This is a genomic window from Cellulosimicrobium sp. G4 BAM 1002 (assembly GCF_057126935.1).
In genome coordinates this window covers 3,404,046-3,417,969 of sequence record NZ_CP182109.1, presented here as the reverse complement: position 1 = coordinate 3,417,969, position 13,924 = coordinate 3,404,046, and the positions used below count along the sequence as shown (strand labels likewise).

The 13,924-nt window shown below is 71.0% G+C and carries 10 protein-coding genes; 8 read left to right on the top strand and 2 right to left on the bottom strand.

The annotated features are described in order from the left end of the window. Positions 1–130: 130 nt before the first annotated feature. Both ACMXGY_RS15350 and ACMXGY_RS15345 read left to right on the top strand, forming a co-directional pair. Positions 131–1,201 (top strand): hypothetical protein, encoded by a 1,071-nt coding sequence (locus tag ACMXGY_RS15350; protein ID WP_483773846.1) that lies wholly within the window; start codon positions 131–133, stop codon positions 1,199–1,201. Further along, positions 1,194–2,297, top strand: a complete 1,104-nt coding sequence (locus ACMXGY_RS15345; RefSeq protein WP_483773845.1) for a glycosyltransferase — start codon at positions 1,194–1,196, stop codon at positions 2,295–2,297. The genes ACMXGY_RS15350 and ACMXGY_RS15345 overlap by 8 nt, the downstream gene beginning before the upstream one ends. Positions 2,298–2,331: 34 nt before the next feature. Here the strand turns inward: ACMXGY_RS15345 and ACMXGY_RS15340 are convergent, their stop codons facing one another. Together ACMXGY_RS15340 and ACMXGY_RS15335 are read right to left on the bottom strand one after the other, a co-directional pair. Continuing rightward, positions 2,332–3,831: an FG-GAP-like repeat-containing protein gene (locus tag ACMXGY_RS15340; protein WP_483773844.1), complete on the bottom strand. Its 1,500-nt coding sequence runs from the start codon at positions 3,829–3,831 to the stop codon at positions 2,332–2,334. Between the two features lie 102 nt (positions 3,832–3,933). Beyond that, positions 3,934–5,442 carry an FG-GAP-like repeat-containing protein gene (locus ACMXGY_RS15335; RefSeq protein ID WP_483773843.1) on the bottom strand — a complete coding sequence of 503 codons (1,509 nt, stop codon included), beginning with the start codon at positions 5,440–5,442 and terminating at the stop codon, positions 3,934–3,936. A 155-nt stretch (positions 5,443–5,597) separates the two neighbouring features. On the opposite strand from ACMXGY_RS15335, the gene ACMXGY_RS15330 reads away from it, so the two are divergent. From ACMXGY_RS15330 to ACMXGY_RS15305, 6 genes are all read left to right on the top strand, one after another. Beyond that, a complete protein-coding gene (locus tag ACMXGY_RS15330; protein ID WP_483773842.1) occupies positions 5,598–6,908 on the top strand; it encodes a nucleotide sugar dehydrogenase in 1,311 nt (436 codons plus the stop codon). Positions 6,909–6,962: 54 nt separating this feature from the next. Further along, positions 6,963–7,913, top strand: coding sequence for a glycosyltransferase (locus ACMXGY_RS15325; protein ID WP_483773841.1), 951 nt, complete (start codon positions 6,963–6,965; stop codon positions 7,911–7,913). After that, positions 7,910–8,740 carry a glycosyltransferase gene (locus ACMXGY_RS15320; RefSeq protein ID WP_483773840.1) on the top strand — a complete coding sequence of 277 codons (831 nt, stop codon included), beginning with the start codon at positions 7,910–7,912 and terminating at the stop codon, positions 8,738–8,740. Before ACMXGY_RS15325 ends, ACMXGY_RS15320 begins: the two co-directional genes overlap by 4 nt. 5 nt (positions 8,741–8,745) lie before the next feature. After that, complete coding sequence (locus ACMXGY_RS15315; RefSeq protein WP_483773839.1) at positions 8,746–10,761, top strand: DUF6541 family protein; 2,016 nt, start codon at positions 8,746–8,748, stop codon at positions 10,759–10,761. Positions 10,762–10,880: 119 nt separating this feature from the next. Then, positions 10,881–12,068 (top strand): UDP-galactopyranose mutase, encoded by a 1,188-nt coding sequence (gene glf, locus ACMXGY_RS15310; protein WP_483773838.1) that lies wholly within the window; start codon positions 10,881–10,883, stop codon positions 12,066–12,068. Beyond that, positions 12,065–13,924 (top strand): glycosyltransferase, encoded by a 1,860-nt coding sequence (locus ACMXGY_RS15305; RefSeq protein ID WP_483773837.1) that lies wholly within the window; start codon positions 12,065–12,067, stop codon positions 13,922–13,924. Before glf ends, ACMXGY_RS15305 begins: the two co-directional genes overlap by 4 nt.

Sequence of the window (13,924 nt, the reverse complement as noted above, 5' to 3'; positions counted from 1 at the left end):
TCGCCGCACCAAGGAACTCTGGCGGGCGCTGCCGACGCCGGTCCAGGACGCGGTCTCCCTCCTCGTCGCGCGTACCCAAGGTGAACGGATCCCACCGCCGCCATCGCCGGCACCGCGTGCGGTACGCCTCATGATCGCCCCCGCGAACTTCGCCGGGCAGGGGTACCGCTGGGCACGTGCGGTGGAGCACAACCCCGACGTCGCCGCCATGAACATGGTGCTCGAGTCCGTGAACACGTTCCGCTACCCCTCGGACAACCCGGTGCCCGGACGGATCGGGGCGCACTCGCGCACCTGGCAACGTCGTCAGCTCCGAGCGCTCGTCGACGAGTTCACCCACATGCTGGTCGAGTCCGAGATCCGCCCGCTCGGCAGCGCCTACGGCAAGGACCTCCGGGCGCAGCTCCGGGCGATCCAGGCAGGGGGAGTGCAGCTAGGCATGGTGTGCCACGGCACGGACGTCCGGTTGCCGTCACGCCACGCCGCTCGCGAGCCGATGTCGCCGTTCGCCGACGACTCGTGGGTGCCCGTCGCCGAGCTGGAGAGGACGGTGCTCGCCAACCACGAGCTGCTCGCCGAGCTCGACGTCCCGGTGTTCGTCACGACGCCGGGGCTCCTCCTCGACCTGCCCGACGCACACTTTCTCCCGGTCGTCATCGAACCCGGGCGATGGGCGGGCGAGCCGGCGCGCCTGGACCGTGAACGGCTCGTGGTGGCTCACGTCCCGTCGAACCCGATCGTCAAGGGGACGGCCGAGATCGAGCAGGTGATGCGACGGCTCGACGCCGAGGGACTCGTGGAGTACCGCGCCATCAGCGGGGTGTCGCACGAGGAGATGCCGCGGGTGATCCGCGAGGCCGACGTCGTCCTGGACCAGTTCCGGCTCGGCGACTACGGCGTCGCGGCGTGCGAAGCGATGGCGGCCGGCCGCCTCGTGGTGTCCCACGTGGACGAGGACGCCCGCGACGTCGTCCGTCGGCTCTCCGGCCAGGCGCTGCCGGTCGTCGAGGCGCGCGTCGACACTCTCGAGACCGTCCTGCGGTCCGTCGTCGAGCGGCGGGACGCGTACCGGGCGACCGCCGCCGCGGGAGCCGAGTTCGTCGCTCGCATGCACGACGGCGCGATGTCCCGCGAGGTGCTCGAGCAGCACTTCCTGTTCCCGACGAGAGCGAGCAACACAGGAACGGCGCCGCATGGCTGAGCACGGGGAGGGTTCCGCGCCCGACGTCGACATGGTCGTCGCCGTGCACGACGCACGCCGCCGGGTCGGCCGGGCGGTCGCCTCGGTGTTCGAGGGGGACCAGGTGCGGACCCGCGTGAGCGTCGTCTGTCACAACATCCCGGTCGAGGCCGTGATCGCGTCCTTCGAGCGGGACGGCTCGGACGCGACGGACCCTCGGGTCCGGTTCCTGGCGCTTGACGACGGCATCGCCAGCCCAGCAGGTCCGTTCAACCACGGGATCGACGCGGCGACCGGCCGGTACGTCTCCGTCATGGGATCGGACGACCTGCTCGAGCCGGGCGCGATCCATGCATGGCACGGGCTCGCCCGCCGGAGATCGGCCGATGCCGTGATCGCCCGGGTCCGTCGCCCGTCCGGCTCCACGGTGCCCACGCCGGTGACGCGGCTGTGGCGCACGGGCCCGCTCGATCCCGTGCGTGATCGGCTCGCGTACCGGAGTGCTCCGCTCGGTCTGGTCTCACGCACGACGATCAAGGGGCTCTCGCTCCGCATGACCGAGGGCCTCCCCTCGGGGGAGGACATCGCGTTCGTCCTGCGGTTGTGGGCGGCCGGCCGGGTGGTGCTGGCGCGGTCGGGCCCGGCCTACCGGCTCGGGGAGGAGGCCGAGGACCGTGTGACGGCGGCGCCCCGTCCTGTCAAGACCGAGATGGCGTGCGTGACCGCTGTCGTCGGCGCCGAGTGGTTCGGCGTCCTACCGCACGACGTTCGTGTGGCGTTCGTCACGAAGCTGCTGCGGATCCACGTCTTCGGAGCCGCGTACAACCGGCGCGGGACTCCCGAGTGGGAGGCGGGCGGACGCGAGGTGCTGCGGGAGACCGCCGAGTTGTTGGTGCGCGCCGCACCCGACGCGCTGCTCCCGCTCTCCGTGGCCGACCGGCGGTTGCTGGACGCTGTCCTGGACGTCTCGATCCCGACGGGCGAGCTCATCGCACGAGCGCTCGCACGACGGAGGTTCGGGCGCCCTGAGACTCTCGTCCCGCGGAGCCCGCGCGCGACGTTCCACCGGGAGGCGCCGCTGCGGTTCATGACCGCGTCCCTTCTGGCGTCTCTCTGACAGCGCACATGCGCCGCTCTCGCCCCGGGCCGCTCTACCAGCCGGTTGCCGCCAGGCTCCTCGTCGCGAAGAGCCCGTCGCCGAGCCCGCGGTAGAGATAGAGACGTCCGGTGGCGTCGTCGCGTCCGATGATGTCGGGCGAGCCGTCTCCGTCCAGGTCGGCACCGGCGGCGAGTGTGTAGGTCGACCAGCCCCTGCCGACCTGCCTGCCCGCCGAGAACGTGCCGTCCCTTTTGCCGGCGTACATCCGGAGGCGACCTGCCGTGTCGACGGACAGGATGTCGGGATTCCCGTCGTCGTCGAGGTCCCCTGCTGCGTGGAGCTCGAAGCCGGTCCATCCCCTGCCGATGAGGCGCGCAGGGTCGCGGAAGCCACCGGCGCAGTCGCTTCTGTACAACAGCAGCTGACCGGTCGGGTTCACCGCGAGGAGGTCGCCGCACGTGGTGAAGTCGAGGTCGCCGACGGGCACGACGCGGAGCTGGCCCCATCCGTGCCCGATCTGGCGCGGCGTCCCGAGCGCTCCGCCGCTTCCGGGGTAGAGGAACATCCTGCCTCGTCCGTCGACCGTGAGGATGTCGCTCCGCTCGCCCTGGCCGTCCCGCACCCATTCCCCGGGCGCGTAGACCGTCTGGTCGGCGAGTCCCGCCCGAAGTGCGACACCGTCACTGAGCAGCGCGTCGTCCCCGAGCGTGAACCAGGAGATGACGCCGTCCCGGACCGCGACGACACCACCCTGCCAGGGCTCGGCCAGGGGAGGGGAGAGCACGAACCGCTCCGGAGGGAGGTGCACCAGTGGGATCGTGACGTCGATGCCCGCCACACCTCCCGGTCGCGTGTCGACCACCAGGGCCTCCTCGTAGGGGACGGGCTCGCCGCCTGGCGCGCCCACGAAGGCGTTCGAGACGACGCCCGGCCCCTGCAGGTGGACGAGGTAGCGTGCATGGTCAAGACCAGGGATGGTGTACGTGCCCTGGGCGTTCGTGCGGACGACTCGGCTGCCCGTGACGTACCCCGATCCGTCGGGCGCGCTCTGGGCGCTGACCTCGATGCCCTCCGCGGAGGATCCGTCCGACCACCGGAGAGTTCCCGAGATCGACGCCGTCCGCTCGACCGTCGCCTCGAGACCGTGGATGCCCTCGACTCCAGGGACGAAGACGTGCGCCCGGGTGATCAGCGAGTGCTGGGGATCCATGGGGTCCATGGTGAGATATCCCCACGGGTATGCGGGATCGGTGCGCCCATCGACGATCGCCAGGACGTACCGCTGCCCGGGCGTCAGTCCCGACAAGCTGAACGCGCCGTCCGGATGCGTGAGGTCGTAGGCGACGTTCGTCGTGGCGTTGTTCGGTCCCAGCGCCTGAGCCCAGATCTGTGCGCCCGGCGCGACCGCGCCGTCGGGAGTGCGCAGGACGCCGGCGATCGAGACGTCGTCGGCCGCCATGGCGGACGACCCCCACCCTGTGACGCACATCAGCGCAGCGAGCAGGACGGCCGTCACAAGAGTGACGACAGGACGACGGGCGGAGTGGTTCACAGTGGCTCCAGACGCGGGGCGCGCAGCTGCGCGCAGGGTGAAAGGGCTGTCGACCGGGCCGTGGTCGAGCCGTTCGGGGTGGCCGTCCTTCGACGCTTCGTGCTACCAGCCGGTCGCGATGAGCCGCTTCGTCGCGAAGGTGCCGTTGCTCTGTCCCCGGTAGAGGTAGAGGTCGCCGGTCGCGTCGTCACGTCCGACGATGTCGTCCCAGCCGCTCCCGTCGAGGTCGGCCCCGGCGGCGAGCGTGTAGGTGCCCCAGCCCTTGCCGACCTGCCTGCGTGTCGCAAACGTGCCGTCGCCCTTTCCGGCGTAGCTCCAGAGCCTGCCCGCGCTGTCGACGGCCACGATGTCCCGGCGCCCGTCGCGGTCGAGGTCGCCGGCGGCGTGGAGCTCGAACCCCGTCCAGCCGTTGCCGACCACGCGACCCGGGCCGCGGAAGCCGCCGGAGCAGTCGCCGCGATACAACAGGAGGCGCCCGGTCGTGTCGATCGCGAGGATGTCGCCGCACATGTCCTGGTCCACGTCGCCGCCCGGGACGATGCGGAGCGAACCCCACCCGTGCCCGATCTGCCGCGGTGGGCCGAGGGACCCGCCGCCACCGGGGTAGAGGAACATCTTCCCGCGGCGGTCGACGGAAAGGATGTCGTTGAACACCGCGTGCTGCTCCACGAAGAAGTCGCCGGGAGCGTAGACGGTCTGGCCGTCGAAGCCGGTCCTCAGTGCCATCCCGCTGTTCAGTCGATCGCCGTGACCGAGGCTGAACCAGGACAATGCACCGTCGCCGACCTCGACGATCCCTGTCGTCGGGGTCCAGTACGTCATTGGCTGGGAGAGCACGAACTGGTCCGCAGGCAGGCGAACGTCAGGGATCGACGCGTCGATACCCGACGCGTTGCCGCCGTAGGTGTCGATCACGCGCGCTTCCTCCAGCCGGGCGGGCTCTGCACCAGATGCGCCGACGAACCCGTTGCCGAAGATCGGTTCGCCTTCAAGCCAGAGCCGATACCTCCCGGGTTCGACCCCGCGAAGAACAAATCGACCGTCGAGCCCTGTTCGCCCTACTCCGCGCGGCTCGAGGCGTGGGCCGCTCTCGACCGTCACCGCGAGGATCTCGATCCCGACCACGGGGGTCCCGTCCGCCTGCAACAAGGTGCCCGAGATCGTCGGCGCGACTTCGATAGCGATGCCGAGGTCAAGGATGCCGGAGTCGTCCGTCACGTAAACCCGAGCTTTCGTGACGTCCCGATGGACCGCGTCATCCGGATCGTCCGTCACGTAGCCCATCGAGAACACCGGCTCTGCGCGGTCGTCTCTCACCCACAGGACGTACGTCTCGTGGGACGTCAGGTCGGAGAGGACGAACGCGCCGTCTTCGTCGGTCACCGTGAAGTCGTCGGTGAGGACCGTGCCGTCGTCGCTCAGGAGCTGCGCCCAGATCTGGACGTCGCTCGCCGCAGAACCGTCCGGGCCACGGAGGGTCCCCGCCAGAGTGACGGCATCCGCTGCGTGTGAGGGAACGACCGAGCACAGCGCGAACAGCACCGTCGCGACCAGGATCGAAAGGCCGCGCACCCACGAGACCGTCGTGCCGTCGGTGAGGTGCTGGTCCATGGGATCCGATCGTTCGAGAACGTCACGAGCGAGCACATCATGGGGCCTCGTACCGCTCGGCGCAAGGATCGCCGGCAGCGGAATTCTCGTGCTGCCGCCCGGCATCTATGCTGACGGGCGACCGTCGCCTCCATCAACACCAGAGGACACCCCTGATGCGCATCGCCGTCGTGGCTCTCGGCAAGATCGGCCTGCCCCTGGCCGTGCAGTTCGCGGACCGCGGGCACGAGGTGGTCGGTGTCGACGTCAACGCCGGTCTCGTCGCGACGATCAACGAAGGACTCGAGCCCTTCCCGGGCGAGGCGCACCTCGCCGAGAAGCTCGCAGACCTCGTGCCCGCCGGACGGCTGCGTGCGACGACGGACTACGGCGACGCGATCCCCGGTGCGGACGCGGTCGTCGTGGTCGTGCCGCTCTTTGTTGACGAGGAGACGGCGCAGCCCGACTTTGCCTGGATGGACGCCGCGACGCGCTCGATCGCCGAGCACCTCACGCCCGGGACGCTCGTCTCGTACGAGACGACGTTGCCCGTCGGCGTGACGCGCACGCGATGGAGCCCGCTGCTCGAGGAGGTCTCCGGGCTCGTCGAGGGGCAGGACTTCCACGTCGTCTTCTCACCCGAGCGCGTGCTCACCGGTCGGGTCTTCGAGGACCTCCGTCGCTACCCGAAGCTTGTCGGCGGCCTGTCCGACGCCGGCGCGCGCCTCGCGCGCGAGTTCTACGAGGCGGTCCTCGAGTTCGACGACCGCGACGACCTGCCGCATGCCAACGGCGTCTGGGACCTCGGTTCGGCCGAGGCCGCGGAGCTCGCGAAGCTCGCCGAGACGACATACCGCGACGTGAACATCGGGCTCGCCAACCAGTTCGCCCTGTTCGCGGACTCGCAGGGCATCGACGTCCACGCCGTGATCCAGGCGTGCAACTCCCAGCCCTACAGCCACATCCATCGGCCGGGCATCGCGGTCGGCGGTCACTGCATCCCCGTCTACCCGCGGCTCTACCTCTCGGTCGACCCGGCGGCGTCGATCGTCCGTGAGGCGCGAGCGGTGAACGCCTCGATGCCCGAGCGCGTGGTCGAGCGTACGGCGAGCCTCCTCGGGACGCTCGAGGGCACGCGTACCGTCGTGCTCGGGGCCTCCTACCGAGGTGGGGTCAAGGAGACGGCGTTCTCCGGCGTCTTCGCCACGGTCGAGGCCCTCGAGTCACGCGGCGCTGTCGTGACGGTGCACGACCCGCTCTACTCTGACGACGAGCTGCGTCGTCTAGGTCTCGCCCCGCACGCCCTCGGGTCCGAGGTGGACGCCGCCGTGGTGCAGACGGACCACGCCGCCTACCGGTCGGTCGCTCCGGCCGACCTGCCCGGGATCCGCCTGCTCGTCGACGGCCGCGGGATCACGGACGCCGCCCTGTGGGTCGGGACGCCACGCGTCGTCCTCGGCCACGGCGACGTCCTGCCTCCGAGCTGACACCCGCGCGAGTCAAGCGCCCGGCGTCCGTCCTACCACCGAGGAACCACCACCATGCGCATCTCCGCGGTCGTCGTCGCCTATGACCGACGCGACCTGCTCGTCGAGGCGCTCGCCGCGCTCGCCGCCCAGACCCGCCCGCTCGACGAGGTCGTCGTGGTGGACAACGCCTCCCACGACGACTCGGCCACCGTCGCCGCAGGGCACCCGCTCAGGCCACACGTCCTCACGCTGGCTCGCAACACCGGGGGAGCCGGGGGGTTCGCCGCCGGCATCGCGCACGCCGTCGAGCGCGGGGCGGACCTCGTCTGGCTCATGGACGACGACACCATCCCGACCCCGACCGCGCTCGCGGAGCTGCTGGCGGCACGGGACGCCTACCCGGAGCCCGTGGCGATCCTCGGCAGCAAGGTCGTGTGGCACGACGGGCGCGAGCACCCCATGAACACGCCTCGCCGCCGTCCTGGCGCGAGCCGGGAGCAGATCGCCCGCGCCGCCGCCGCCGGCGCGGTCCCCGTGCGCTCGTCGTCGTTCGTGTCGATGCTGGTCGACGCCCGCGCCGTGCGGCACCACGGGCTGCCGGTGGCCGACTACTTCATCTGGAACGACGACTTCGAGTACTCCGCCCGCCTCCTGCGCCGCGGGACAGGGCTGCACGTCCCAGCGTCCGTCGTCGAGCACCGGACCAAGACCTTCGGGGCGGCCGACGCCGACCCCGGCGCGCGCTTCTACTACGAGGTCCGCAACAAGCTGTGGCTGCTCCGGTCGTCCCGCGCGCTCTCCCCGGCTGAGCGGGTGCTGTACCTCGGCGCGTCTCTTCGCCGGTGGGCGCGGACCTTCCGCCGGTCGTCGGACCGCGGCACGCTCCGCGAGGCGGGTGCCCGCGGCCTGCGCGACGGAGTGACAACGCGACCTCGGGCGAGCTCGACGGTCCTCGCGGACCTCGGGCCGGTGTCCGAGGAGGTCGCCGCCGTCGAGGTGCTGGCGCGCGGGAGGACGGCATGACCGTGGCGCCCGCTCGGTTCACCCTCCTCCTGCCCGTCTATCACGGCGACGATGCGGCGCACCTGCGGCGCGCCTTCCGGTCGGCCACGCTCGACCAGGTCCTCCCGCCTGACGAGGTCGTGCTCGTCCAGGACGGTCCGGTCGGACCCGCGCTCGGCGCGGTTATCGAGGAGATCGAGAGGGGCCCGGTTCCGACGACGGTTGTCCGCATGGCACAGAACGTCGGTCTGGCGCTCGCTCTCGAGGCGGGACTTGCGGCGTGCAGCCACGAGATCGTCGCACGCACCGACGCCGACGACGTGTGCCTGCCCGAGCGGTTCGCGCGCCAGGTCCCGCTGGTCGCGTCCGGCTACGACATCGTCGGCTCGGCGATCCAGGAGTTCGTGTCGGAGGACGAGCCGGGAATCGTCCGCACACCACCGCTCACCACGGACCAGATCGCGGCGGGCGCGCGGTTCCACTCACCGTTCAACCACCCGACCGTCGTGTACCGCCGGTCCGCGGTGGCCCGGGCCGGGGGATATCAGGACCTGCCCCTGCTCGAGGACTACTGGTTGTTCGCGCGCATGCTGGCCGCGGGCGCACGCGGGCTCAACCTGCGTGAGCCGCTGCTGCTCTACCGGGTCGGCGCCGGCGCCTACGCGCGTCGCGGCGGTCTGCGGCTCCTGCGCTCCGAGCTCGAGCTCCAGCGGAGCATGCGCGCGATCGGGTTCACGACGCGCGCCCAGTGGCTGCGCAACGTCGCCGTGCGGGGTGGCTACCGGCTCGTCCCTGAGAAGGCCCGGGTGCTGCTCTACCGCGGCCTGCTGACCAACAGGGCACGGTGACCGAGATGAGCTCGGACTGGCTGGCCTCGTGGCCCGTGGCCGTCGCCGCACTGGCGGTGCTGGTCCTGCCCGGGATCCTTCCCGCCTACGCGCTGCGGCTGCGTGGAGCGGTCGCCTGGTGTGCAGCCCCCGTCCTGTCGGCCGCCGTGATCGGGATCTCCGCGATCGTCGCGGGCGCGACGGGCATCGCCTGGAGCCCCTGGGTCGTCCTCGGGGCGTCGGTCGTCGCCAGCGCGATCGCCTGGCCGCTCCCTCTCGGCTCACGCCGAGGTGCCCCGCGCCTGTTCGTGGGCCCGAACCGGGCTCTCCCCGCCACGGTGGTCGCGGTGACGACGGTCCTCGCGATGCTCGCCCAGCTACGTCGGATGCTGGGCGCCGTCGGGGGGCCGGAGAGGGTCGCGCAAACCTATGACACGCCGTACCACCTCAATGCCGTCCGGATGATCCTCGAGAACGGCGACGCGTCCTCGCTCCACATGACGCTCACGGTGCCGGAGAGGTCGTCGGCGTTCTACCCCGCGGCGTGGCACGGTGTCACGGCGCTCGTCGCGCAGCTCGGCGGGGGCAGCATCCCCGCCGCGGCGAACTGGGTCACACTGGTGATCGCCGCTGTCGTCTGGCCTGCGGGGATGCTGCTGCTCGCTCGGACGCTGTTCGGTCCTCGCGTCCTCTTCCTCGCGCTCGCGGCGCCGTTCGCCCTCGCGTTCACGCAGTTCCCCAACAGGCTATTCTCGTTCGGGCTCCTGTATCCCAACGTGTACTCGTACGCGCTGCTGCCCGCCGCCCTCGCGCTCGTCGTCGTCGGGGCGCTCCTCACGCACGGGCGCGGCAGGATCCCCGCGCTCGCGGGGGTGGCGTGCGCGGTCGTCGGTATCGGTCTCGCGCAGCCCAACGGGATGTTCGCCTTGCTCTACGTCTCGGCACCCGTGCTGGTGCTCGCCCTCGTCCGGGCGACGGGCCGGTCCCGTCGACGAGGACGCCCGTGGTGGAAGGCTCTGGTCCCGTGGCCGGTGACCGCGGTCCTGGTCGCGTGCGGATACGGCCTTGTGGTGACGGTCCCGCTGCTCTCGAGCTTCGTCGGCAAGGCCAACTGGGCAGTCACGAACACGCCTGCGGGTGCGCTCCGCGAGGCCGCGACGCTCACAGCGATGCACCCCCTGGTCACGCCGAACTTCCCGGCGTCGGAGAACCTCGCCGGGGGAGTGCCGAACTGGCCGGTCGCGATCCTCGTCGTCGTCGGAGGTGTGCTCTCGCTCCTTGTCCGGCGCTGGCGCTGGCTACCGTTCTCCTACGCGATCGTCGTCGGGCTGTGGCTTCTCGTGCGGGGGATCGACGTCCCGATGCGTGGCGCCCTCACGGGGTTCTGGTACGCGGACCCGCAGCGCATCGCCGCGCTCCTGCCCCTTCTCGCGGTACCTCTCGCGATCGTCGGCCTGGCAGCGCCCGTGGGCGCGCTGTGCCGGTACACCACGCGCTCGGCCCCGGCTCGCGCACGGAACCTCGTTCCGGCAGGCATCGGCCTGGTCCTCGCTCTCGCGGTGGTCCTCCTCCTCCCGCGGACGGAGCACTTCCGCTCGTCGTTCGACTACGTGGCGCACGCCTACCGTGCGGATCCGGTCGCCGTCGGGTCCGACGGCCTGCTCGACGCGAACGAGAGCGAGTTCATGGACGTCGTGGAGGACGTGGTCCCCCCTGGGGTGGCCATCGCCGGTGACCCGTGGGACGGCAGCGCGCTCGCCTGGGCGATCGCCGACCGACCCGTCATCTACCCGCACATGGGCATCGTCAAGGATCCCGCCAGGGCGCTCATCGCGTCGTCGCTCGTCGAGGCACTGACCGACCCTGCCGTCTGCGACGCCGTACGCGAGCTCGACGTGGGCTACGTGCTCGACATGGGCCAGCGTCTCAACGGCGAGGTGACCGTCGGCTACCCCGGCCTGCTCGGCCTGGAGGAGGCGGGAGTGGCCCGCGTCGTCGCCGAGGAAGGGCCGGCACGCCTGCTCCAGATCACGGCCTGCTGAGGCCCTCCACGGGGTGCGTGAAGGTCTTGTGGTGACATCATCCGACCGCGACCGCTGGTCGGAGCGGTCCGGGCCAGCCGCTAGGCTGATGCGGTTGTCATCGAGAACGAGGAGTATGTGTGGACGCGGATCTTGTCGTCGTGGGTTCGGGCTTCTTCGGCCTGACCGTCGCTGAGCGGATCGCCGAGGGGTACGGCCGCAAGGTGCTCGTCATCGACCGCCGCCCGCACATCGGGGGGAACGCCTACAGCGAGGCCGAGCAGTCGACCGGCATCGAGGTCCACCGCTACGGGGCGCACCTGTTCCACACGTCCAACGAGCGGGTCTGGGAGTACGTGAACCGCTTCACGGCGTTCACGAGCTACGTCCACCGCGTCTACACGACGCACCGGGGCGAGGTCTTCCCGATGCCGATCAACCTCGGCACGATCAACCAGTTCTTCCGCTCGGCCCACGGCCCGGACGCCGCGCGTGCCCTGGTCAAGGAGCTCTCTGCCGAGCTGGGTGGGAAGAAGCCCGAGAACCTGGACGAGCAGGGCGTCTCGCTCATCGGCCGGCCGCTCTACGAGGCGTTCATCCGCGACTACACCGCGAAGCAGTGGCAGACGGACCCGCGCGAGCTGCCGGCGTCGATCATCTCGCGCCTGCCCGTGCGGTACACGTACGACAACCGCTACTTCAACGACACGCACGAGGGCCTGCCCGTCGACGGCTACACGGCCTGGATCGAGCGCATGGCGGACCACAAGAACATCGAGGTGCGCCTCGACGTCGACTTCTTCGACGAGTCGCAGCCCGTGAACAAGAGCAACGTCGTCGGCAACGTCCCCGTCGTCTACACGGGCCCGGTGGACCGCTACTTCGACTACGCCGAGGGTGACCTCTCGTGGCGCACGCTCGACTTCGAGGAGGAGGTGCTCCCGGTCGGCGACTTCCAGGGCACCCCGGTCATGAACTACGCGGACGCCGACGTGCCGTACACGCGGATCCACGAGTTCCGCCACTTCCACCCCGAGCGGGAGTATCCGGCGGACAAGACCGTCATCATGCGCGAGTTCTCCCGTTTCGCGGAGAAGTCCGACGAGCCGTACTACCCCGTCAACACGGCGGCCGACCGCCAGCGGCTCCTCGCGTACCGCGATCTCGCGGCCGGGGAGAAGGACGTGCTCTTCGGCGGTCGCCTCGGGACCTACAAGTACCTCGACATGCACATGGCCATCGGGGCGGCACTGTCCATGGTGGACAACAAGCTCGCGCCGCACTTCGGGGCCGGCGCTGGAATCGAGAGCGGGGGCGTCGACGCGTGACCCACGACGCCGCACCCGTGCGGCGTCATGACGGCGAGAGCTCGTGGCCGGTCGTGCAAGAGCTCGCGCTCCATGACGACCATGCCCCGGGAACGAGTCTCCACGCGCTGGGGGACGTGACGGCCGCCGCCGACGGGTGGGAGATCGCTCCCGGTGGGAGCGCCTCGTTCCTCACCTATTTCAACGGGTTCCCGGCCTCGTACTGGAGCAGGTGGACGCCCCACACGCAGGTGCGCCTCGAGGTGGATCTCTCGTCGGACGACGCACGTGTGCAGGTGCACGCGAGCGATCCTCTCGGTGTGCCTCGCAGGCTGGGCGACGCCGTCTCGCCGGAGAACGGTGCCGTTGTCCGCACCCTCCGGCTCACCGGTCTCGGGGACGGCGGATGGTTCTGGTTCGACGTCGAGAACCTCGGCGGTGATCCGCTCGTCGTCCGCGGGGCGCGTTGGCGCGTGCCTCCTGCGGCGCGACCGCCGGCCCGCGTCTCGGTCGCCATCACGACCTTCGACCGCGTGGAGGACTGCCTCCGCGTCCTCGGTCAGATCGGCCGTGACCAGCGGCTCGCCGACCGTCTACGCCGAGTGGTCGTCGTCGACCAGGGCACCCGCCCTGTCACCGACAGCCCTCGGTTCGACGAGGTCGCGGCGCAGCTCGGGAGCCTTCTCCGCGTCGTGCGGCAGGCAAACCTCGGAGGCTCGGGCGGGTTCGCCCGAGGACTGGCCGAGGCTCGTGCGGACGGTGCGGAGCGGGTCATCCTCCTCGACGACGACGTCGCCCTCCCGACGGGCACGCTCTCGCGCATGATCGCCCTGTCGGACCACGCGGACCGGCCCCTGCTGGTCGGGGGCCAGATGCTCGACATGTCGCACCCGACCGTCCTGCACGCCTTCACCGAGACCGTCGACCGGCGGACCGTGATGCCCGCTCTGGACGTCGGAGGGCGGCGACGTCACGACTTCGCGGCGCAGTCGCTCTCGGCGACGCCGTGGATGCACCGCCGCGGACGTGCGCAGTACAACGGCTGGTGGGCGTGCTTGATCCCCGGTGACGCGGTCGACCGCGTCGGCCTCCCGCTGCCGTTCTTCATCAAGTGGGACGACACCGAGATGGCGCTCCGCGCGGGCAGCGCGGGCGTGCCGACCGTCACCCTTCCCGGCGCGGGGATCTGGCACGTCGCGTGGGGGGAGAAGGACGACCTCGTCGGCTGGCAGGCGTATTTCTACGAGCGCAACCGGTTGGTCACGGCACTCCTCCACTACGGGCGGACCACGTGGTGGTCCGCGCTCCTGTACTCGTCGGCGGTCGACCTCAAGCACGCGCTAGCGATGCAGTACTCGGCCCTGGACCTGAGAGTGGCTGCCGCGGAGGCGGTGCTCTCGGGTCCCCACGAGCTCGCGACGTCGCTCCCGACGGCGCTGGGTGCGGTCCGCGCGCGCGCCAGGGCCCACCACGACGCACGGTACGACCTCCCACCGGCCGCGCCGGGCGCCGCCACTCCGCAGGGCGAACCCGTGGCGACGAGCGCGGCGGGCACGCTCCTGGCCCTGCTCCGGGGTCGGTTGCGCCGCCTGCGTGCCTTCGGAGGGGCGCGGACGGTGTACCTTACGCATGCGCAGGCGACCTGGCGGGTGCTCGCGACCCTGGACGGCGCCGTCGTCGAGAACGCGGACGGGACGGCTGCGGCGCGGCTCCGCCGGGACGCGCAGACCAGCCGTGAGCTGCTTGGACGGTCCTTGCGCGCTCGGGTCAGGCTGGTGCGACGGCATTCCGCACTGAGCCGGACCTACCGTTCGGCGCTGGCACGACTCGCCAGCGCCGACTCCTGGAACGACATCTTCGAGAACGCGAAGGACTGA